The sequence below is a fragment of the Marinobacter sediminum genome (assembly GCF_016820575.1).
GTDB lineage: Bacteria > Pseudomonadota > Gammaproteobacteria > Pseudomonadales > Oleiphilaceae > Marinobacter > Marinobacter sediminum.
Genome location: NZ_JAEMQH010000001.1, coordinates 45,619 through 66,211, shown reverse-complemented (window position 1 = coordinate 66,211; position 20,593 = coordinate 45,619). Strand labels below are relative to the sequence as shown.

Here is a 20,593-nt window from a genome sequence, read left to right as displayed (position 1 = left end):
TAAAAAATGCGCTTTGTTTCAGTGCAAATTGGCGGCATCTGCCCCGTTTTGGTGGATGTCCCTGGCACCGGGAGAGGGCCCGGCGCCAGGTTAAGGCTCAAAGGTCTTCGTTGTTAGTGGGCTTCGTCCCAGTTGTCGCCGACGCCGGCTTCTACCAGCAGTGGCACATCCAGGCTGGCGGCGGCAGACATCCGCTGCACCAGGCCTTCCCGGACCGCGTCCAGAGCCGATTCCTTCACTTCCAGGATCAGTTCGTCGTGCACCTGCATGGTCATGCGGGCGTCGTCAGCGTGGTCCCGAAGCAGCCAGGACTCCACCTCGATCATGGCCCGTTTGATGATGTCGGCGGCCGTCCCCTGCATGGGGGCGTTAATGGCCGTACGCTCGGCAGCTTGCTGCAGCTGCTTGTTGCGGGCGTTGATCTCCGGCAGGTAGAGCCGGCGTCCGTACAAGGTTTCCACAAAGCCGTCGTCGTGGGCCTGTTTGCGGATGTTGTCCATGTAGGTGAGGACACCCGGGTAGCGTTCGAAGTACTTGTCGATGTAGGCCTGGGCGACCTTGCGTTCAACATCCAGCTGGCGGGCCAGGCCAAAGGCGGACATGCCGTAGATCAGGCCAAAGTTAATTGCCTTGGCGCTGCGCCGCTGGTCGCCGGAGACCTCGTCCAGCGCAACTCCGAACACCTCTGCCGCGGTTGCCTTGTGGATGTCCTCGCCTTTTTCGAACGCGGTCAGCAGCCCTTTGTCACCGGACAGATGCGCCATGATCCGCAGCTCAATCTGGGAGTAGTCGGCCGCCAACAGCTTGTAACCCTCTGGTGCCACGAAGGCCTGGCGGATGCGGCGGCCCTGTTCGCTGCGTATGGGGATGTTCTGCAGATTGGGCTCGGACGACGACAGCCGGCCGGTTGCGGTTACCGCCTGGTGATAGGAGGTGTGGACCCGTCCGGTGCGGTGGCTGATCAGCTCTGGCAGGGTATCAGTGTAGGTTGACTTGAGTTTGCTCAGGCTGCGGTGTTCCAGGATCAGCCGCGGCAGTTCATGCTCGTGGGCAAGCTCTTGCAGCACAGGCTCGGCGGTTGAGGGAGCGCCTTTCGGCGTTTTCTTTATGACCGGCAGGCCCATCTTCTCGTAAAAAATGGCCTGCAGCTGCTTGGGGGAGCCCAGGTTAAAAGTTTCACCGGCGACCTCGTGGGCTTCCTGCTCCAGTTCGGCCATACGCTCGGCCAATTCCTGGCTGTGCTTTCTCAGGGTGCTGGCATTGATCAGGGTGCCGCGCTGCTCCATGCGGGAGAGTACGGGGACCAGGGGCAGATCAATGTCCCGGTACACCGAGGCCAGTTTGCCGGTTTTTTCCAGCTGGGGCGTCAGCACCTGATGCAGGCGCAGGGTGATGTCGGCATCTTCTGCCGCATAGGGCCCGGCCTTGTCCAGTTCGATCTGGTTAAAGGTGAGCTGTTTGGCGCCTTTGCCGGCGATGGATTCGAAGGTGGTGGTGCTTTCGTCCAGGTACTGTCGAGCCAGAGTGTCCATGTCGTGACGACTGGACACCGAGTTGAGCACATACGACTCCAGCATGGTGTCTTCGGCAATGCCCTCCAGGGTGATGCCGTGATTGGCCAGCACGTTCTTGTCGTATTTCAGGTTCTGACCGACCTTGGCCTGGTTCGGGTCTTCCAGCAGGGGTTTCAGCTGTGCCAGCACAGTATCCCGGTCGAGCTGGTCCGGGGCGCCCATGTAGTCGTGGCCCAGAGGCAGGTAGGCGGCTTCGCCGGGTTCGACGGCGAATGACACGCCAACCACTTCGGCCTCGCTGTAACGCAGGCTGGTGGTCTCGGTGTCGAAGGCAAACAGGTCTGATTTCCGCAGGCGCTCCAGCCAGGTGTCCAGCTCACCTTGGTCGGTGATGATGCTGTAGCGCTTTTCCACAGCAGGTTTTTGGGCTTTCGGGGCCTCGGCTTTGCCCGCCGAGTCGCTGCCGGATTCCAGTTCGGCAACCCAGGTGCGGAATTCATACTCCTGGAACAGTTCCCGCAGCTCATCGTCTTTCTGCTCGCGCAGCTTCAGGTCTTCAAGGCCGAACTCAAGATCAACGTCAGTTTTGATTGTGGCCAGCTCGCGGCTCAGGGGCAGGGTCTTGGTGGCGTCCCGCAGGTACTCGCCGATCTTGCCTTTGATCTCGTCCGCGTGGGCCATCAGGTTGTCGATGTCCTGGTAGCTCTGAAGCCATTTCACCGCCGTTTTCGGGCCACACTTGTTCACCCCGGGAATGTTGTCGACTTTGTCGCCGACCAGAGCCAGGTAGTCGATAATCTGCTCGGGGGTGACACCAAATTTCTCCACCACACCGTCCCGGTCCATGCGGGTTTCGGTCATGGTGTTGATCAGCGTGACGTGGTCGCTAACCAACTGCGCCATGTCCTTGTCGCCGGTGGAGACCACCACCTCAATGCCTTTGCTGGTGGCCTCGTGAGCCAGGGTTCCAATAACGTCGTCCGCTTCCACGCCGGAGACGATCAGCAGTGGTAGGCCCATGGCCTGGACAATCTCGTGGATGGGAGCTATCTGGCAGGCCAGGTCGTCTGGCATGGGCGGACGGTTGGCCTTGTACTCGTCGTACATCTCGTGCCGGAAAGTCTTACCCTTGGCATCGAACACCACCACCATTTTGGAGCCGGGAAAATCCTGCTCCAGGCGCCGGAGCATGCTGATCACCCCTTTGATCGCGCCGGTTGGTTGGTTCTTGCTGGTCATTAGCGGGGGCAGTGCGTGATAGGCGCGGAAAAGGTAGGACGAACCGTCCACAAGAACCACGGGTGGGGTCTTTTGCTCAGTCATGTCTACAGGGGTCCGGATTCTGATTGAAGCGTTGGTTGGCTTGTGCAACTCTGTAATGAATTCAATTCGCAAAAGGGTATCACGAAAATGAAACGATTCGCCCGTCCGGTGGCCTTGCTCCTTGCCTGCTCGTCCGGTGCCGTCATCGCCCAGGAAAGCGGCTCCCTCGATGGCACTCTGGTCCAGACGCCCGACGAACCGGTGGTGATTTCGGACTATCAGCCGACCAGTGAAGGACCTCAGATTGTGATTCGTCCCGGTGAGAACGAGGTATTCTACGAGTACCGGGTAAACGGTCAGCTCATGGAGATCAAGGTGGTGCCGGAAGTTGGCTCCGAGTATTACCTGGTGCCCTCAGACGGTGGCGGCTGGATTCAGGAAACCGAATCCGACATGCTCGTGCCCAGCTGGGTGCTGTTCCGCTGGTAGGTAGAACTGCTATCCCGCCCATGTTCGGTTTTAGTATGAACATTCTAATTTTTCTCCGTAGATTGGCATTCGTTGATCAGAGAAGGCGGGCGCTTAACGCTTGGCCGCTGGACCAAAAATGTTTTGGCAAACCTCAGGAGATTTAGACATGGGTAAACTCAAATCCTATCAGGAACAGATTCAGGAAATCGTTGAGAAGGGCATCAACGCCGCGGAAGAGCAGCAGAAGAAGCTGGCCTCCAAGCCGTTTGATTACGCCGAGAAGCTGGAATCCGAAGCGCGTGAATACAGCGTCAAGAGCCTGCGCACCCGTTACAACGGCTACAGCGACAGCCTGTTCGAGCAACTGCGCAGCCTGAACAGCCGTTTCGGTAACTTCGCAGCCGACCTGGTTGCCAAGCTTGAGAAAGAAGCGCAAGACGCTGTTTCTGAAACCGCTGACGAAGTAACCAGCGTTGCTCAAAGCGCCAAAGCTGCTGCAACCGACAAGAAGCCGGCTGCACGCAAGAGCACAGCGCGTAAGGGCGCTGCTGCCAAGAAGACAACTGCGTCTGCCTAAGACGTTGAAGCGGCCACCGGCAGTTGGTGGCCGCAACTAAAAAAGGCGGTGGTTTTGAAAACCACCGCCTTTTTTGTGTCTGGACTTTCTTGAAGGGCCTTGCGTGGCCTGGCCTTATTGCTCGCTGGACGTGTCCAGGGTGAGGGTTCGGGGTTCGCCGGTCACCTGTTCAAGGCGCTTGATATCGGCCTCGAAGTCGGCCCGGAGTTCATCAATTTCCTGGCTCTGGATGCTGATTTCCCGTTCGAGATCGCGGATCTGAGATTCCAGGCGCCGGATTTTTTCGAGCATGGACTCGGGAATGGTGCCGCCGGAACGCTCGATGTTCGCAGCCCGGCTTTGTTCGCTGTCCAGTTGGCTGGAAATGACGGAGATGTTACCGCGCTTGAGTTGAATCAGGCCTTCCAGTTCGCGGATTTTCCGGTGCATGGCGCGAACAGCCTGGTCGGGATGGCTGTAGCGTTTCAGCAGCTGCCGGTCTAGTTCCTGTTGTGCGGCCAGTTCTTTCTGACGTTGCTTTTCCGCTTCCCGAGCCGCTATTTCTTCTTCGGTCGGGGCAGGAGGGATGGTCTCAATCACGCGGCCACTGCTGCCCAGAATTTCGTAGCCTCGTTTGGTCGCTTCCTGGGGAATGGTATTGCTGATGACCATCTGCCCGTTCTCGTCAGTGTAGCGGTACATGCCGGCTTCTGCGGTGGCGACCAGGCTGAACGCCAAAACAGCAGAGGCAGTGATTTTCACTGCTGAGAATCTGGAAGGAGCAGAGCGTCTGGCCATCAATCAGACTCCGTAGCGATCCCGATAACTGGCGACCTTTTCGGCGTGGCCGGCAAAATCCGGGTTGGCCTTTAGGTAATCCAGAACCTGTTCCAGGCGGATAATGCTGATCACCGGGACGCCAAATTCCTGCTCCACTTCCTGGATCGCGGATAGCTCACCGTTGCCTTTTTCCTGGCGATCCAGTGCAATCAGCACACCTGCCGGTTCAGCACCGGCATTGCGAATCAGATCCATGGATTCGCGAATGGCAGTGCCTGCGGTAATAACATCATCGACGATCAGGACCTTGCCCTGCAATGGGGCGCCGACAATGTTGCCGCCTTCACCATGATCTTTCTTTTCTTTGCGGTTGAAGGCAAAAGGTTTGCTGTTACCGTCTGTAGCCAGCGCCATGGCGGTTACGGTGGCCAACGGAATGCCCTTATAGGCAGGCCCAAAGATGATGTCATACTCTAGCCCGCTGCGTTCTATCGCGGCGGCATAGGCCTTGCTTAATTGAAGTAGATCGTCGCCGGTGTTGAACAGTCCCGCATTAAAAAAGTACGGACTTGTGCGGCCGGATTTGAGCGTAAATTCGCCAAAACGAAGAACATTCCGGCGGATGGCAAATTCGATGAAGTTTCGCTGATAGTCGTGCATGGCAAGGCTTCTGGCGGGTGTGGATCTTTATTTAACGTGTGAAAACGGTATCATACACACAAACCGAATCAGGGAACACGTATGCGCGTAGTATCTATCAGCGTTAACGGGCTTGCTCAGGCCGTTGACAAAGGTTTATTTGACTGGCTGGCGGATCAGGATGCTGACGTTATCTGCGTTCAGGATCACCGCATGCGTGCCTATGAGATCGAGGACTATAACCTCATCCCAGAGGGGTATCAGGCCTACTTTATTGATGGCGAGAAGAACGAGGATGGTGGTGTTGGCATTTACACCCGCCATTTCCCGAAGGCCATCATGTACGGGTTTGCCAACGAGCAGGCTGATCGCGAGGGGCGCTTTATTCAGGCTGACTTTGACAAGGTGTCGGTAGGCTGTGTGCTGGCGCCCTGCGCCCTGGGGCGTGAAGAGGAGCTCATTGGTGAAGATGATCTCACGGTGCTGGATCATAAGGATGAGTTCCTGGAAGGCTTCGGCCTGCATATGCAAAAGACTCTGCGCAAGCGCCGTCAGTTTGTCCTCTGTGCCAATCTTCAGACCGCCCATCACGTGACCGATGCCAGTCCGCTGTACCACAAGCACGATTTTTCCGGCTTCCTGCCCCATGAACGGGCATGGCTGGATCGCCTGTTCGATGAAATGGGCTGTATTGATGCCTTCCGTGAGATTAACAAGCAGAGCAACCAGTTTACCTGGTGGCCTGAGCAGGCTGAGGGTGCGCGTCGCAATGCGGGTATCCGGGTGGATTACCACCTGCTGACTCCGGGCATTCGCAATACCATCCTGGATGGCTGGATTGATGGCTCAACCCGGTTCTCTGATCACGCGCCGGTGATCATGGATTACGACATTGAGATCGGCTTTTAAGCATTCGGTCTGGGGACGCGCTGGCAGTAATGCCGCTCCCCAGAACCGCTGCGAGTACGTCCCTGTACGCTTGTTTTCGGCCATCCATGGCCTCCAACATTCTGGGGAGCGGCATCACTGCCAGCGCCCCAATTGTCTGCAGTCTTCCTTTAAGCTTCCAGTGCTGCCTTCTGAATCTCGAACAGCTGCTCAATGCCGGTCTTGGCCAGGTCCAGCATGCTGTCCAGTTCGTCCTTCACGAACGGCGCACCTTCGGCAGTACCCTGGATCTCAATAAACCCGCCCTGGTCGGTCATGATCACGTTCATGTCGGTTTCGGCTTCGGAGTCTTCCGGATAGTCCAGATCAACTACCGGCGTCCCTTTGTAGACGCCCACGGAGAAGGCCGCGACCATCTGCTTGAGCGGTGATTTCTTCAGGCGCTTTTCAGCGACCAGGTGATTCAGGGCATCTACCAGGGCCACACAGCCGCCGGTGATGGCTGCGGTGCGGGTACCGCCATCGGCCTGGATAACGTCGCAGTCGATGGTGATGCTGTGCTCGCCCAATGCGCTCAGGTCAACAGCGGCACGCAGGGATCGGCCGATCAGGCGCTGGATTTCGACGGTGCGTCCGCCCTGCTTGCCGCGTGCGGCTTCGCGGCCCATGCGGCTGCCGGTTGAGCGCGGTAGCATGCCGTATTCGGCGGTGATCCAGCCTTTGCCTTCGCCACGGAGAAATGGCGGTACTTTGTTTTCGACAGAGGCGGTGCAGATCACTTTGGTGTCACCAAATTCCACCAGTACCGAACCTTCGGCGTGACGGGTGTAATTCCGGGTGATTCGCACGTCTCTGGGTTGCTCGGGTGTTCTGCCACTTGGTCGCATAGTTATTCCTGAATTCTGTGGTTGGTGTCTGGATTGATGTCCGGGATGATCCCGTTTGAGTTTTCGAAAGGGCGGGCAGTATAACACGTCGGTCAAGCCGGTTTGGCTTGGGAGCGGTCAGGCTCGCCGAGGGCGTTCAGAGCCTGTTAAACTCGATTTACTGTCGTCCACCATGACCGGAGTTGCCATGATTCGAAGTATGACCGCGTTTGCCCGAAAGGATGTTCAGGGAGACTGGGGTACGCTGACGTGTGAAATTCGCACGGTCAATCATCGCTACCTGGAGCCTTCGTTCCGGTTGCCCGAGGCATTTCGCGAGCTGGAAAACCCGTTCCGGGAGGAGCTTCGCAAGCAGCTGAAGCGGGGCAAAGTCGACGTGTCCATGCGACTGCAGTCGGCGGATAAGGCGTCACAGAGTTTCGAGATCAATGACGACATGGCGAAGGCGGTCAATGAGGCCGCTAATCACGTCAATCGGATTCTGGATAATCCGGCTCACATCAGCGCCCTGGATATCCTGCGCTGGCCGGGTGTGCTGTCGGTAACTGAGCAGGATTACGGTCCGGCCCGGGACGCCGCCAAGGCTCTGTTCGAAGACACGGTGCGTGACCTGGTGACTGTGCGTGAGCGGGAAGGCGAGCGGTTGCGGCCGTTGTTCGATGAGCGCCTGGCCACCATGACCCGGCTGGTCACCGAAGTGCGCGCGCTAATGCCGGACTTGCTGGCTGCGCAGGAAGAGAGCCTGCGCAGCCGGTTCGAGAAGGCCGGCGTTGAGCTGGAGCCAGAGCGCGTGGCCCAGGAAATGGTGATGCTGGCCCAAAAGAGTGATGTGGCGGAGGAACTTGATCGCCTGGACGCTCACATTGGTGAGGTTACCGATACCCTCCAGGGTGACGATGCCATTGGTCGTCGGCTGGATTTCCTGATGCAGGAACTGAACCGCGAAGCCAACACCCTTAGCAGCAAGAGTATTGATGCGAGGGTGACCCGCTCAGCGGTGGATCTGAAAGTGCTGATCGAGCAGATGCGCGAACAGGTGCAGAACCTGGAGTGACGTGCGGAGGCCGGCCGAAAACCGTATAATCCGGCGTTTTCCAGGCGCCGCTGGGGATCCAGTGGGGCTATTGAATGCATGCAGGTTGGAGTTGTTTGTTCATGAGCCCGACAGTTGAGCAGGGTACGCTGTACGTTATTTCGGCGCCGTCCGGTGCTGGCAAGACCAGTCTGGTGGCTGCCATGCTCGGCAACGACGATAAACTGGGTGTGTCGATTTCCCATACCACCCGGCCGATGCGCGAAGGCGAGCAGGATGGCGTTAACTATCACTTTGTGAGTCGCGATGAATTCGAGGCGATGATCGCACGGGGTGAGTTCCTGGAGCATGCCGACGTGTTTGGCAACTATTACGGCACCTCTCACATCTGGGTTCGCGAAACTCTGGCCCGTGGCCAGGACGTTATCCTGGAGATCGACTGGCAGGGCGCGGAACAGGTGCGACGGCTGATGCCCGAGTGCGTGAGTATTTTCATCGTGCCGCCGTCGGCGGCAACTCTACGGGAGCGCCTGACCGGGCGTGGTACCGACGCACCGGACGTGGTGGAGCGTCGCCTGACCGAGGCCAGGGATGAGTGCCGGCACGCACTGGAGTTCGATTTCCTGGTGGTGAATGACGACTTTGATGTGGCGCTGGCGGATCTGCTGGCCATTGTCCGCAGTCAGCGGGTGCGTATCGGGGTGCAGCAGGATCGCCACAGCGAGCTGCTGACCCAGTTGTCGCAGTAGTTTGTGGTGCTTGTTGCTGTATACAAATTGAGCCGGGCGCAGTAAACTACGCGGTCTGCTAGATCAGTCATTTTATTTTCGGGGAAGTTATGGCACGAGTTACCGTTGAAGATTGTCTGGAAAACGTTGATAACCGCTTCCAGCTGGTGATGCTGGCTACCAAGCGTGCCCGTCAGCTTGCGACCAAAGGTGCGGAACCGGCGGTGGCTGAAGAGAACGACAAGCCGACAGTTATCGCCCTGCGCGAGATTGCTGAAGGTAAAGTAGGTCGTGAGTTGTTGCAGGAAGACGACGACGAGTGACCTCAGGTACGGGTACAAATACGTATCCGCGCCTCGGAAGCATTGAAATCTGTCTCGGCGCTTTATAGTGTAGCTATAGAACGGACGTTGTTGGCAGGATCAGGAAGGACCCGGATGCGTGCATTCGGGTTTTTTTGTCCCTGGATTTCATAAGTATACGGAGGCGCGGTGTCGGCAGAGGCTACGGTTGAGGGGCTGGCGAAAGAGCTCAGTACCTATCTGGATACCAATCGCATCAATCAGGTGCGACGCGCCTACTATTATGCCGAACAGGCCCATGAAGGGCAGATGCGCAAAAGCGGTGATCGTTACATCACCCACCCATTGGCCGTTGCCCACATCCTGGCCGACCTGAGGCTTGACCATCAGAGCCTGATGGCGGCCATGCTCCACGATGTCATCGAAGACACCGGCATTCCCAAGGATGCCCTGGCCGAGCAGTTTGGCGATGACGTGGCCGAACTGGTCGACGGTGTCAGCAAGCTGACCCAGATTGAATTCCGGTCCCGAGCGGAAGCCCAGGCGGAAAATTTCCAGAAGATGACCCTGGCCATGGCGCGGGATATCCGGGTTATCCTGGTAAAGCTTGCCGACCGCCTGCACAACATGCGCACGCTGGGCCCCATGCCCTACGAAAAGCGCCAGCGCATCGCCACCGAAACCCTGGACATCTACGCCCCCATCGCCAATCGCCTCGGTATGCATTCCATCTGTACCGAACTGGAAGACCTGGGCTTCTCCTCGCTTTATCCGATGCGCTCCAAGTACATCTCCAAGGCGGTGGACAAGCTGCGGGGCAGTCATCGCGAGATCATCGAAGAGATCCGCGGCAAGTTGCAGGAAAAGCTGGAAGAACGTGGCTTGCCAGGGCGCATCCAGGGGCGCGAGAAACACCTGAACAGCATCTACAACAAGATGAAGTTCAAGCAGAAATCCTTCCACGAAATCATGGATGTGTACGCGTTCCGGATTATTACCGACACCGAGGACGACTGTTACCGCATCCTGGGTGCTGTGCACAGCTTGTACAAGCCGCTGCCGGGGCGTTTTAAAGATTACATTGCCATGCCCAAAGCCAACGGCTACCAGTCCATTCACACCACGTTGTTTGGCATGCACGTGAATATCGAGATCCAGATCCGTACCGAGGAGATGGAGCACATTGCCAACAACGGCATCGCCGCCCATTGGATGTACAAGAGCGATCCGAGCAGCGTGTCCAACGCCAACCAGGCCCGAGTGGATCGTTGGGTGAAGGGGCTGATGGAGATGCGCGAGCGCGCCGATGACTCCCTGGAGTTTATCGAGCACGTGAAGGTCGATCTGTTCCCGGACGAGATCTATGTCTTCACTCCCAAGGGCAAGATCATGGAACTGCCCAGCGGCGCCACGCCGGTGGACTTTGCCTACGCCATCCACACCGATATCGGTAACGCTACCGTGGCGTGCCGGATCAACCGGAATCTGAGTTCCCTGAGTCAGCCGCTTCAGAGCGGACAGACGGTGGAGGTGATCACCGCGCCGGGCGCCCGGCCTAACCCGGCTTGGCTCAGTTTCGTGGTAACCGGTAAGGCGCGCAGCAGCATTCGCCACGTACTCAAGCATCAGAAACGGGCTGAATCGCTGGAGCTGGGCAAGACCCTCCTGAAGAAATCCCTGAAAGGCTTTGGTACCCGGTTGGCGGACATCGGCGATGTGCAGGTTCAGGCCGTGGTGAGTCACAACCAGGTCAATAGCCTGGATGACCTGATTGCGGATATTGGCTTGGGTAATCGCATGGCCTACCTGGTGGCGCGGCAGTTGGTGACTGGCGCCGAGTCGTCCCCGATTGCCGAGGTGGCGGAAGAGGTGCATGGCAGCGGCGAGAACAGCCCGGTTACGATTCGTGGTACGGAAGGCCTGTTGGTGCGCTTTGCCAGTTGCTGCAAACCCATTCCGGGCGATCCGGTGGTGGGCATGATGGATTCCGGCAAAGGCATGGTGATTCATTCTGACACTTGCTCCCGCTTGCCGGAAGACGATGAGGGGCGCGCCCGCCTGACCCATCTCAAGTGGGCCAAGGACATTGCCGACGAGTTCTCGGTTGAGCTTCGGGTTGAGCTGGAGCGCCAACGCGGTGTGATCGCAGAAGTCGCCAATGCCATAGCGATGGCCGATGGCAACGTCGAGCGCATCAACGTGGAAGAGCAGAACGCCAAGTTCAGCATCGTCAGCCTGGTGTTGCATGTAAACGGACGCCGGCATTTGGCGCGGGTCATGCGGCGGGTGAAGAACATCCGTGCGGTGACCCACATCGGGCGGGTTCGTCACTGACCCGTCCGGTGCGGCGTAAGCCATCTCTCCCAACGTCTGGTTGACAGCAGCCGCGCCCAGAGGTGACGATTGGCGTTTTGGAAGAGAGGAATACCCAAGTCATGACCAACAAATCCGTTATCCAGACTGAAAACGCCCCGCAGGCGATTGGTACCTACTCGCAGGCAGTAAAAGCCGGTGACACGGTCTACCTGTCTGGTCAGATTCCGCTGGTGCCGGAAACCATGGAAGTGGTTGCCGGGGATTTTGCTGCCAAGACTCGACAGGTGTTCGAGAATCTCAAAGCGGTCTGTGAAGCGGCCGGCGGCGAGCTGAAGGACATCGTCAAGCTCAACATCTACATGACGGACCTCGAAAACTTTGCCACCGTCAATGAGATCATGGCGACCTACTTTGAGGAGCCGTACCCGGCCCGCGCTGCCGTTGGTGTTTCAGCGCTGCCCAAAGGGGTGCCGGTTGAGATGGAAGCGGTAATGGTACTGACCTGAAGCCTTGGGCCAGGCCCTCGGAATCAGTGAGAAAAAGGCGGCTTCGGCCGCCTTTTTTGTGGCTGTGGCTCGGCTACCGTCCGGCGATCATGGCTCGGTAGCCGGCCCGAAAGTCCGGGAACTGGAACTCGAAACCGCTCTCCAGCAGGCGCTGATTGCGGCACCGCTTGCTGCCTGCGCGTCCGCCGGTGCGGGCGTCGTCGACCGGTGATGCACAGTCGGTGTGCGCCTGTACCCATTCCACCACCTCATCCAATCGCACCGGTTCGCTGTCGCTGGCAACATAGAGAGGCTCCAATAGCTCGCCGGCCAGTGCCTTGAGCGCCAGATGCTGAACCACTCGGGCGGCGTCGTCTTCATGGATGCGGTTGGTGAACGGCGCGGGTTTCTTGGGCGCCATCCGCCCGGCGATAACCTCGTCCAGAAACCTTTGCCGGGTGGGGCCGTATATACCGCTGAACCGCACAATGGTTGCCGGGTGTCCGCTGTCCAGGGCCGTGCGCTCACCCGCCAGAATCTGTTCACCGCTGAAGCGAGCGGGCTGTGCCGGGCTGGTTTCGTCCACCCAGCTGTCATCATCCTGGGAGTAGACGCTGGTGCTGCTGATAAACACGAGGCGCGTCAAAGGCTGGCTTTTAACCACGTCCAGCAGGTTTGCAAGCCCGTTGACGTAAGCATCCCGGTAGCCCTGTTCGTCGTAGCTGGCGGGGGTCAGGCAGTAGATAATGACGTCGAGGCCGTCCGGCACGGCCTGTTTGAGGGACTCCGGCGCCATCAGGTCGGCTTTAACGCCGTGGACACCGGCCGGAACCTGGGCCGGATTTCGGCGCAATCCGAATACGGTTGCCGAGTCGCTGAGCAGGCTGGCAATGGCGCCCCCGAGTTTGCCACAGCCGGCCACCAGAATCCGGGGCGTGTTGGAGCGTTCAGTCATTGCCATAGACAATCTCAATCCTTATGCTTGAACCCATAAATTAATGAACTATTGCCCCGTATCCACCTGACCGGAGCTCACCATGACTCTCACCGAGTTACGATACGTCGTTACGCTTGCCCGCGAAAGGCATTTTGGCCGTGCGGCCGAGCGCTGCCATGTCAGCCAGCCGACACTGAGTGTGGCCGTTAAGAAGCTCGAAGACGAGCTGGGTATTCCGCTGTTCGAGCGCAGTAAAAGCAGTATCCGGGTCACCGAAACCGGGCAGCGGATCATCGAGCAGGCGCAGCGGGTTCTGGACCAGGTCGGGGTGATCAAGGACATGGCCCAGGACGGTAAGAATCAGCTGAATTCCGCGCTGAAGGTAGGGGCTATCTACACCATCGGTCCCTACCTGTTCCCTCATCTCCTGCCAGAATTGCGGCGCGCGGCACCGCAGATGCCTCTGTACATTGAAGAGAACTACACTGCCACGCTGCGGCAGAAGCTGCGCCAGTCGGAGCTGGACGCCATCATCATAGCGCTGCCGTTCGAAGAACCCGAAGTGCTGACCCTGCCACTTTACGACGAGCCCTTCGTGGTACTGCTGCCGGCCGGGCACCCGCTGGCCAAGAAGGATGAGCTGACCGCCGAAGAGCTGGCCAAGGAGCAGTTGCTGTTGCTTGGGCCGGGTCACTGTTTCCGGGATCAGGTGCTGGAATCCTGTCCGCCCCTGGTCGAGGCCGTAACCCGCCGTGTGGATGTCGACTCGCCGGCGCTGGTGACCGAGGGCAGTTCGCTGGAAACCATTCGTCACATGGTGGCCTCGGGGCTGGGTATTACGGTACTGCCACTGTCGGCGGCGACGGCCATGCAATACCACGAAGACATCCTGGCGGTGCGGCGGTTTGCCCCGCCGGTACCCTTCCGCACGGTTGCGTTGGCCTGGCGGGTGACTTTCCCGCGTCCCAAGGCTATCGACATGCTGTCGCTGGCGGCCAGCCAGTGCCGGGTCATCGAAAAAGCCAAGACTGATACACCGGCCGTGGCCGAGAGCGCCTGAGTCCTGCATGACGTCGCTGGATGACATCTCGGTTACCCAGCTCAAGGGCGTAGGCAGCGCCCTGGCCGAAAAGTTAGGCAAGCTGGGTATTTCCTCGCTTCAGGATCTGCTGTTCCATCTACCGCATCGGTACGAGGACCGCACCCGGGTGGTGGCCATGGGCAATCTCAGGATTGGCGACGTGGCCGTGGTGGAAGGTGAGGTCATGAAGGCCGATCTGGTGATGGGGCGTCGCCGCAGTCTGCAGGTTACCCTCAAGGACAACAGCGGTTTCCTGGTCATGCGGTTTTTCCACTTCAACGCCGCCCAGAAAAGCCAGCTGTCCCAGGGCGCGCGGGTACGCTGCTTCGGTGAAGTTCGTCCGGGCCGTGCCGGTTACGAGTTCTACCATCCCGAATACCAGGTTGATCCACCGCCGATGCCGGCGGAAGGTCAGGCCACGCTGACGCCGGTCTATCCCCTTACCGAGGGCATCCAGCAGCCCCGAGTGCGGGCACTGTGCCAGCAGGCGCTGGGTTATCTGCAGCGTTATCCGATTCGGGACTGGTTGCCCTCGTCACTGCTGGCAGATTATCAATTGCCGGGCATCGGCGAGGCGGTTCAGCTGGTGCACTCGCCTCCTGCCGACGCGCCGGTCCATCTGTTGATGGAAGGCCGGCATCCGGCTCAGCAGCGGCTAGTGATGGAGGAGTTGCTGGCGCATCAGCTCAGCCTGCTCCAGGTGCGGGAACAAATCCAGACCCGGGAAGCGCTACCGCTGTTACCCACCGGCGATTTACCCGATCAATTTCTCGACTCCCTGCCATTCCAGTTGACCGGGGCCCAGCGCCACGTCATGACCGACATTCGTCAGGATCTGAGCCAGCCGCTGCCGATGTTGCGACTGGTCCAGGGCGATGTTGGTTCCGGTAAAACCGTGGTGGCCGCGTTGGCGGCTCTGCAGGCGATTGCCGCGGGTGCCCAGGTGGCGCTGATGGCGCCGACTGAAATCCTCGCTGAACAGCATTACCAGAACTTCCGCGGCTGGCTTGAGCCACTGGGTATCGAGCTGGCGTGGCTGTCTGGCAAGGTAAAAGGCAAGGCGCGACAGCAGGCGTTGGAAGCAGTCCGGTCGGGAGCGGCTACAGTGGTGATTGGCACCCACGCGCTGTTCCAGAACGACGTGGCATTTGATCGTCTGGCATTGGTCATTGTTGATGAACAGCACCGATTCGGGGTGCATCAGCGTCTGGCGTTGCGGGAGAAAGGTGTCGGCGGCTCGCTTGCGCCACACCAGCTGATCATGACCGCGACCCCCATTCCCAGAACCCTTGCCATGAGCGCCTACGCCGATCTGGATACGTCGGTGATCGACGAGCTGCCGCCCGGGCGCAAGCCCATCGAGACCATCGTCATCCCCGATAGCCGTCGGGAAGACGTTATCGGTCGTGTTCGCAGTGCCTGCAACGAGGGGCGCCAGGCCTATTGGGTATGCACCCTGATTGAGGAATCTGAGGCCTTGCAATGTCAGGCCGCGGAAGTGACCGCGCAGGAGTTGACGGAGCGGCTGCCAGATCTCAAGGTGGGGCTGGTCCATGGTCGCCTGAAAGCGGTGGAAAAAGCCGCGGTGATGGAACAGTTCAAGAATGGCGAGCTGGATCTGCTGGTGGCAACCACGGTTATCGAGGTTGGCGTCGATGTTCCGAACGCCTCTTTGATCATTATTGAAAACCCGGAACGCCTTGGCCTGGCACAGCTGCACCAGTTACGGGGGCGAGTAGGGCGAGGTGAACAGGCCAGCTATTGTGTGTTGATGTACCACCCACCCCTGTCCAATAACGGTAAAGCGAGACTGCAGGCGCTGCGGGACAGTCAGGACGGATTCGTCATTGCCGAAAAGGATCTCGAGATTAGAGGCCCGGGAGAGGTGTTGGGGACCAGACAGACCGGCATGATGCAGTTCCGGCTGGCGGACTTTGAACGGGATAAGGGCTGGATTGAGCCGGTGCGGGAAATGGCGCCGGCATTGATGGGCGACCGGCAGCGGGTCGACGCCCTGATCCGGCGGTGGCTGGGCGAAAAACTTCGCTATGGCGATGTGTGACCGCGCGCCTTGCCCTCTTGCCCTATACTGACTCAGACTTTTCAAGGAAAGGGCCGCGTGTCGGCCTTTAGCAACAATCAGGAGCAAACACTATGGAATTACCTGTCGCAGTCCAGCAGGCACTTGGGGCTTCCGCTTCGGGCGTGTCGCTGCGCAACGCAAGCCAGGCGAACGGAGAGGAACTCCTGCGCATGGCTTTGCTGAGCGACTCGGCAGGTAACCTCCAGGTGATTTGCCGGAAGCACGATCTGATCGACCTGGAAGCACTGAACAAGCGTCTCGGTCGCGATTTCCGGGTTATGAAACGCCGCGAACAGGTGCGGGTCCGTGAGCGGGCCGGCTTAAAGGAACTGCCGGCCCTGCCATCTCTCACCGGCTGGCCGACCGTGGTCGACAGCCGGGTTGACGACATGTCCGCTGTTGCCCTCGAGTTAGAGGAACACGATCTTGCGATGGTCATGCCCGGTGCCGACTTTCGGGCGTTGACCAGTAAAGCCGAGCGCTGGAGTTTCACCATGGACCCGCAATCCATCGAGGTTAATCTTGATGACAGCGAGCGGGACCGGGAGCAGCTGCACACCGCACTCAAGAAGTTTACCAGCGTACGCATCCAACAGCGCCTGGAAGACACCCTTGAACTGCCGCCATTGCCGGAGACCGCACAGCGAATCATTCACCTGCGAGTGAACCCGAATGCCGTCATGGGCGACCTGGTGGACATCGTTGAAAGCGATCCCAGTCTGGCGGCGCAAGTGGTCAGCTGGGCCTCGTCCTCGTTTTACGCGGCCGCAGGGCAGGTTCGTTCGGTGCATGATGCGGTGTCCCGAGTGCTGGGCTTCGACCTGGTGATGAACCTGGCCATGGGACTATCTCTGGGCCGCGCGCTGAAACAGCCCCAAGATCACCCGGAAGGCTACGTGGACTACTGGCAGCAGGCGATCTGGCAGGCCCAATCAGCCGGGGTGCTGGCCAGCATGATGCCGAGAGGGCAGCGGCCGTATTTTGGTCTGGCCTACCTGGCCGGGTTGCTGCACAACTTTGGTCACCTGGTGCTGGCCCATGTGTTTCCACCTCACTTCAAGCTGGTGTGTCGCTCGCTGGAGGTAAACCCGGGCATTGATTCGTCGGTGACCGAGCATTACCTGCTGGGCATTACCCGGGAACAGATGGCGGCCCAGCTGATGGAGAACTGGGGTATGCCCGATGAGGTCACGCTGGCCATCCGTTTCCAGAAGAATCCGGCTTACGATGGCGATTGTCAGGTCTATGCCAAGCTGCTCTGGCTCGGGCGCCAGCTGCTGACCGCTCGCGGTGTCGCGCTGGGCGCGGGTGAAGCAGTGCCGCAATCATTCTATGACGAATTGGGGCTGGATCGGGATGCGGTCGAGGCACAATTTGATGAGCTGGTCAGCAGTAAGGACAGCATCATGGCCATGGCCGGGATGATGAGCCCCTGAGTTACTGCCTTCCCTTTTCCCCGCCAAAAAAGAGCCGGCCCTAAGGCCGGCAAGCTCACCCGCTTGTTGCAGAGTCGTCCAAACTTATCAGGAGAAAACAACAAAGAGCCCTTGCCGTCGCAGATTAAGGCAGCGCCCTTGTTTTCAATTTAGTCAAAGCAGCCGAAAAGAAAAGTCATCGGCGGTGTTTTGGGTAAGTTGAGAAGGGGGGGCACAGTTTTCGAGGCACTTAACCGGTTGATTCGATGACGAAACAACCGGTCGCACTCAGCTCGAAATTTACAAAAAATTACAAAGTTTGGCGAGTGCGGCTCGGGCGTCGGCCTGGCGTTCAGCTGGCGTCGAACGGGTGGTGGCGAATGGCGGTCGCGGCTCGCTTGATCTCTTCGGCATGAGCCTTTTCCACCTCGAACCGCTCCTTGTCCAACTTTTCCACAAAGCGGGTATCGGTGTCTTGCCGGGCCTGATGCGTCGGCATGTGTTTCAGCTTTTCGTACACGTTCTGGAATACGGAGAACGGCGGCTGCTCCAGCAGTTCTGGCGCCACGTGATCCAGCAAGCCCTTCAGGCGCAGACACGCCTCGGAATACTCAACCTGGTCCGATTCCACGGCCATGGCAATCACCTGAATACTGGAGATCATGTCTTCGCGTCGCTTCTGATTGAACGCCTCGGCCTTTTCCTGGCGGCGTCGGCCTTCAGAAAGGGTATTGGTCTGGCGTCGGATAAATACCAACAGCAAGGCGATGGCAATCACGCCGACAATAATCAGGGTCCATTGCAGCCACTGGGGCATTCTCGTCTCCTCGTCCGGGTTAGGCTTGTTTGCGTTGCCGATCAGGCCGCCAGACTTTGACAGTTACGACCTGACCATTCAATACGGAGGTGCCCACCAGCGGATCAATCTGCTCATCGCTGAGCACGTCATTGATGCTGGCCCCGGCGTGCTCAGTGGCTACTGTTTGCCCGGTGCCGGAGCGATCGTGGCCCCAGCCGTGGGGAATTGATACCACGCCGGGCATCAGATCTTCGGTGATCTCCACCGGTAGAACGATGGTGCCGGTGTCCGTGCTGATCTGCGTCGAATTGCCTGCCAGCAGGCCCAACCGGGTGGCGTCCCTGGGATTAATCATCAGTGTGCAGCGGTCCTTGCCTTTAACCAGACGCTGGCTGTTATGCATCCAGGAGTTGTTGCTGCGTACATGGCGGCGCCCGATCAGCAGCAACTCGGTGTTGACCGGCTCCTGCAGGAACCGGTGCAGGCGCTCGATATCATTGAGGTAGCGCCGTGGTGCAAGATGAATCATGCCGTCCCGGGTAAACAGCCGGTCGGGCAGGGACGGTCGCAGCGGGCCCAGGTCCACGCCGTTGGGAATCTCACGCAGTGCTGCCAGCGACAAGCCCTTTGGCAACGCCTGCCAGTTGCGGTTCAGCGGGCTGAGTTTGGTAAGCGCACGCACGGGATGGCGCTCGGGCAATATGTCGAGAATCAGGTCCACCGCCGGCTGCACCAGGCCGCGGACACGGCCACCATCGGTGCCATAGGGCCCGGATCGGAGCAACAGGTCCAGAATCGGGTCCGGCCCGATCTGCTTGAAGGTGCGCCAACCCAGTTCCGAGCGCAAGGGCAGGCGGCCGCCGTTCCGGTGTTTTTCGAGCCGGTGCGCCAGCTCCAGCAGGATTTGCCAGTCGTGGCGGCTGTCCGGGCCGGCGTCAAACAGGGGCTCGCTGTATTTTGCGACGTTCCGTACTGCGAACATGCTGAAAATCAGATCGTAGTGGCTGCGTTCCAGGGCCGCGGTCGGCGGCAGGATAACATCGGCATGGCGCGTGGTCTCGTTCAGGTAGTAATCCACCGACACCATGAAATCGAGCCCGGAAAAGGCTTTTTCCAGCCGGGTGCCGTTGGGGCTGGACAGCACCGGGTTGCCGGCCACGGTTACGAATGCGCGGACCTGGCCCTCGCCGGGGGTTAGAATTTCATCGGCCATGGTGCTGGCCGGGTACTCACCGCCAAACTCCGGCAGGCCTTTTACCCGGCTGTGGCGGGTGCCGAAATGACCACTTTGCCCGGCCAGGGCGCCCAGAGTCACCAGGTCAATGGCAGGCTGGGTAAACAGCATGGCTCCGGGTGTGTCGAGTTTGCCGGTGAGGATGTTCAGGCAATAGGTCAGCCAGGTCGCCAGGCCACCAAAGCGCTGGGTGCTGGTGCCCATCCGGCTATACAGGGCGGCTTTTGGGGTGCTGGCCAGTTGGCGGGTGAGCTGGCGGATGGCCTCGGCGGTGATGCCGGTGTGGTCGCTGACCGCTTCCGGGGTGAACGCCAATGCCGCCAGGCGCAATAGGTCAGCATCTTTGGCCAGACGTTCAGCCGGCCCCAGCTCGACCAGGCCTTCGGCAAACAGAGTGTTCACCATGGCCATCAGCAACAAGGCGTCGCTGCCCGGCCGGATAAAATGGAATTCATCGGCCAACTTGGCAGTTTCGGTGCGTCGTGGGTCGATCACGATAAGCCGGCCGCTGCGCTCATGCAGCCGCTTGATCCGCCCCCGGAAATCCGGGACCGTCATCAGGCTGCCATTGGAGGCCATGGGGTTGGCGCCAACGCAGATCAATAGATCAGTGTGGTCGATATCCGGAATCGGGAACAGGATCTGGTGCCCGAACATTTCCAGACTGGCCAGCATGTGCGGTAACTGATCATTGGACGTGGCCGAGAACCGGTTTTGGCTGCCGATGGCGCGAAGGAACGGCATGGTAGCGACCAGAGAGCCGTGGTTGTGAACATTGGGGTTGCCCAGGTAGACGCCGATGCTGTTGCGGCCGAATTCGGAGCGGGTCTGGTGTAGCTTCCGGGCTACCAGGTCGAAGGCTTCGTCCCATTCCATTTCGTGCCAGCCGGTGTCCGTGCGGCGCACGGGCTTGCGCAACCGGTCGGGATCGTTGTGGAGATCCTGCAAGGCCACCGCCTTGGGGCAGATGTAGCCCTGACTCAACGGGTCGTCTTCGTCGCCCTTGATCGAGCTGATCTTTCCGTCAGTCACTTCAATGGCGACGCCGCACATGGCCTCGCACAGGTGGCAGGTGCGGTAATGGGTAGCGTTGTCCATGGAGCGCTCTCTTTTGGCGGGATCTTGTTGTTGTAGTGCTTGGGGTTGAATCGAGATTAGCAGGAAAGCCCGGGGATGGGAAAA

The 20,593-nt window shown here is 59.3% G+C and carries 18 protein-coding genes; 11 read left to right on the top strand and 7 right to left on the bottom strand.

What is annotated here, in order from left to right; genetic code table 11:
• Window positions 1-113 precede the first annotated feature (113 nt).
• Complete coding sequence (gene polA / locus FGO67_RS00290; protein WP_203298757.1) at window positions 114-2,837, bottom strand: DNA polymerase I; 2,724 nt, start codon at window positions 2,835-2,837, stop codon at window positions 114-116.
• Window positions 2,838-2,924: 87 nt separating this feature from the next.
• Between polA and FGO67_RS00285 the strand changes: the two genes are divergently transcribed.
• Window positions 2,925-3,266: a DUF2782 domain-containing protein gene (locus tag FGO67_RS00285; RefSeq protein WP_203298756.1), complete on the top strand. Its 342-nt coding sequence runs from the start codon at window positions 2,925-2,927 to the stop codon at window positions 3,264-3,266.
• 148 nt (window positions 3,267-3,414) lie between these two features.
• Window positions 3,415-3,825 carry a hypothetical protein gene (locus FGO67_RS00280; RefSeq protein ID WP_203298755.1) on the top strand — a complete coding sequence of 137 codons (411 nt, stop codon included), beginning with the start codon at window positions 3,415-3,417 and terminating at the stop codon, window positions 3,823-3,825.
• Between the two features lie 114 nt (window positions 3,826-3,939).
• Here FGO67_RS00280 and FGO67_RS00275 read toward each other — a convergent pair whose 3' ends face one another.
• Both FGO67_RS00275 and pyrE read right to left on the bottom strand, forming a co-directional pair.
• On the bottom strand, window positions 3,940-4,602 hold the full coding sequence (locus FGO67_RS00275; protein ID WP_203298754.1) for a DUF4124 domain-containing protein: 663 nt from the start codon (window positions 4,600-4,602) through the stop codon (window positions 3,940-3,942).
• Window positions 4,603-4,605: 3 nt separating this feature from the next.
• A complete protein-coding gene (pyrE, locus tag FGO67_RS00270) occupies window positions 4,606-5,244 on the bottom strand; it encodes an orotate phosphoribosyltransferase (protein WP_203298753.1) in 639 nt (212 codons plus the stop codon).
• An 81-nt stretch (window positions 5,245-5,325) separates the two neighbouring features.
• Between pyrE and FGO67_RS00265 the strand changes: the two genes are divergently transcribed.
• Complete coding sequence (locus tag FGO67_RS00265) at window positions 5,326-6,132, top strand: exodeoxyribonuclease III (RefSeq protein WP_041340914.1); 807 nt, start codon at window positions 5,326-5,328, stop codon at window positions 6,130-6,132.
• A gap of 149 nt (window positions 6,133-6,281) precedes the next feature.
• Here the strand turns inward: FGO67_RS00265 and rph are convergent, their stop codons facing one another.
• The gene (gene rph / locus FGO67_RS00260; RefSeq protein ID WP_203298752.1) at window positions 6,282-6,998 is read right to left on the bottom strand and encodes a ribonuclease PH; all 717 of its coding nucleotides are present in this window, start codon (window positions 6,996-6,998) and stop codon (window positions 6,282-6,284) included.
• Between the two features lie 187 nt (window positions 6,999-7,185).
• Here rph and FGO67_RS00255 point away from each other — a divergent pair, with 187 nt between their 5' ends.
• The 5 genes from FGO67_RS00255 to FGO67_RS00235 all read left to right on the top strand — a co-directional run bounded on the left by FGO67_RS00255 (window position 7,186) and on the right by FGO67_RS00235 (window position 11,883).
• Entirely contained in the window at window positions 7,186-8,052 is an 867-nt protein-coding gene (locus FGO67_RS00255; protein ID WP_203298751.1) for a YicC/YloC family endoribonuclease, read from the top strand.
• A 101-nt stretch (window positions 8,053-8,153) separates the two neighbouring features.
• Window positions 8,154-8,780 (top strand): guanylate kinase, encoded by a 627-nt coding sequence (gene gmk, locus FGO67_RS00250; RefSeq protein WP_203298750.1) that lies wholly within the window; start codon window positions 8,154-8,156, stop codon window positions 8,778-8,780.
• Window positions 8,781-8,869: 89 nt separating this feature from the next.
• A complete protein-coding gene (gene rpoZ, locus FGO67_RS00245) occupies window positions 8,870-9,082 on the top strand; it encodes a DNA-directed RNA polymerase subunit omega (protein WP_041340923.1) in 213 nt (70 codons plus the stop codon).
• A gap of 168 nt (window positions 9,083-9,250) precedes the next feature.
• Entirely contained in the window at window positions 9,251-11,395 is a 2,145-nt protein-coding gene (locus tag FGO67_RS00240) for a RelA/SpoT family protein (protein WP_203298749.1), read from the top strand.
• A gap of 101 nt (window positions 11,396-11,496) precedes the next feature.
• Window positions 11,497-11,883 carry a RidA family protein gene (locus tag FGO67_RS00235; RefSeq protein ID WP_041340926.1) on the top strand — a complete coding sequence of 129 codons (387 nt, stop codon included), beginning with the start codon at window positions 11,497-11,499 and terminating at the stop codon, window positions 11,881-11,883.
• Between the two features lie 73 nt (window positions 11,884-11,956).
• On the opposite strand, the gene FGO67_RS00230 is transcribed toward FGO67_RS00235, so the two are convergent.
• Entirely contained in the window at window positions 11,957-12,823 is an 867-nt protein-coding gene (locus tag FGO67_RS00230) for an NAD-dependent epimerase/dehydratase family protein (protein WP_203298748.1), read from the bottom strand.
• Window positions 12,824-12,899: 76 nt separating this feature from the next.
• Between FGO67_RS00230 and FGO67_RS00225 the strand changes: the two genes are divergently transcribed.
• From FGO67_RS00225 to FGO67_RS00215, 3 genes are all read left to right on the top strand, one after another.
• Entirely contained in the window at window positions 12,900-13,859 is a 960-nt protein-coding gene (locus tag FGO67_RS00225; RefSeq protein ID WP_203298747.1) for a hydrogen peroxide-inducible genes activator, read from the top strand.
• 7 nt (window positions 13,860-13,866) lie between these two features.
• The gene (gene recG / locus FGO67_RS00220) at window positions 13,867-15,942 is read left to right on the top strand and encodes an ATP-dependent DNA helicase RecG (protein WP_203298746.1); all 2,076 of its coding nucleotides are present in this window, start codon (window positions 13,867-13,869) and stop codon (window positions 15,940-15,942) included.
• 92 nt (window positions 15,943-16,034) lie between these two features.
• Window positions 16,035-17,399, top strand: coding sequence for an HDOD domain-containing protein (locus FGO67_RS00215; protein WP_203298745.1), 1,365 nt, complete (start codon window positions 16,035-16,037; stop codon window positions 17,397-17,399).
• Between the two features lie 331 nt (window positions 17,400-17,730).
• Here FGO67_RS00215 and FGO67_RS00210 read toward each other — a convergent pair whose 3' ends face one another.
• Together FGO67_RS00210 and FGO67_RS00205 are read right to left on the bottom strand one after the other, a co-directional pair.
• Complete coding sequence (locus FGO67_RS00210; protein ID WP_203298744.1) at window positions 17,731-18,195, bottom strand: DUF2489 domain-containing protein; 465 nt, start codon at window positions 18,193-18,195, stop codon at window positions 17,731-17,733.
• A gap of 19 nt (window positions 18,196-18,214) precedes the next feature.
• Window positions 18,215-20,509 (bottom strand): molybdopterin-dependent oxidoreductase, encoded by a 2,295-nt coding sequence (locus tag FGO67_RS00205; RefSeq protein ID WP_203298743.1) that lies wholly within the window; start codon window positions 20,507-20,509, stop codon window positions 18,215-18,217.
• Between the last annotated feature and the right edge of the window lie 84 nt (window positions 20,510-20,593).

Excerpts from the sequence above, each read along its gene's own strand:
- polA (WP_203298757.1), bottom strand. The coding sequence starts at position 2,837 with ATGACTGAGCAAAAGACCCCACCCGTGGTTCTTGTGGACGGTTCGTCC.
- FGO67_RS00285 (WP_203298756.1), top strand. The coding sequence starts at position 2,925 with ATGAAACGATTCGCCCGTCCGGTGGCCTTGCTCCTTGCCTGCTCGTCC.
- FGO67_RS00280 (WP_203298755.1), top strand. The coding sequence starts at position 3,415 with ATGGGTAAACTCAAATCCTATCAGGAACAGATTCAGGAAATCGTTGAG.
- FGO67_RS00275 (WP_203298754.1), bottom strand. The coding sequence starts at position 4,602 with ATGGCCAGACGCTCTGCTCCTTCCAGATTCTCAGCAGTGAAAATCACT.
- pyrE (WP_203298753.1), bottom strand. The coding sequence starts at position 5,244 with ATGCACGACTATCAGCGAAACTTCATCGAATTTGCCATCCGCCGGAAT.
- FGO67_RS00265 (WP_041340914.1), top strand. The coding sequence starts at position 5,326 with ATGCGCGTAGTATCTATCAGCGTTAACGGGCTTGCTCAGGCCGTTGAC.
- rph (WP_203298752.1), bottom strand. The coding sequence starts at position 6,998 with ATGCGACCAAGTGGCAGAACACCCGAGCAACCCAGAGACGTGCGAATC.
- FGO67_RS00255 (WP_203298751.1), top strand. The coding sequence starts at position 7,186 with ATGATTCGAAGTATGACCGCGTTTGCCCGAAAGGATGTTCAGGGAGAC.
- gmk (WP_203298750.1), top strand. The coding sequence starts at position 8,154 with ATGAGCCCGACAGTTGAGCAGGGTACGCTGTACGTTATTTCGGCGCCG.
- rpoZ (WP_041340923.1), top strand. The coding sequence starts at position 8,870 with ATGGCACGAGTTACCGTTGAAGATTGTCTGGAAAACGTTGATAACCGC.
- FGO67_RS00235 (WP_041340926.1), top strand. The coding sequence starts at position 11,497 with ATGACCAACAAATCCGTTATCCAGACTGAAAACGCCCCGCAGGCGATT.
- FGO67_RS00230 (WP_203298748.1), bottom strand. The coding sequence starts at position 12,823 with ATGGCAATGACTGAACGCTCCAACACGCCCCGGATTCTGGTGGCCGGC.
- FGO67_RS00225 (WP_203298747.1), top strand. The coding sequence starts at position 12,900 with ATGACTCTCACCGAGTTACGATACGTCGTTACGCTTGCCCGCGAAAGG.
- recG (WP_203298746.1), top strand. The coding sequence starts at position 13,867 with ATGACGTCGCTGGATGACATCTCGGTTACCCAGCTCAAGGGCGTAGGC.
- FGO67_RS00215 (WP_203298745.1), top strand. The coding sequence starts at position 16,035 with ATGGAATTACCTGTCGCAGTCCAGCAGGCACTTGGGGCTTCCGCTTCG.
- FGO67_RS00210 (WP_203298744.1), bottom strand. The coding sequence starts at position 18,195 with ATGCCCCAGTGGCTGCAATGGACCCTGATTATTGTCGGCGTGATTGCC.
- FGO67_RS00205 (WP_203298743.1), bottom strand. The coding sequence starts at position 20,509 with ATGGACAACGCTACCCATTACCGCACCTGCCACCTGTGCGAGGCCATG.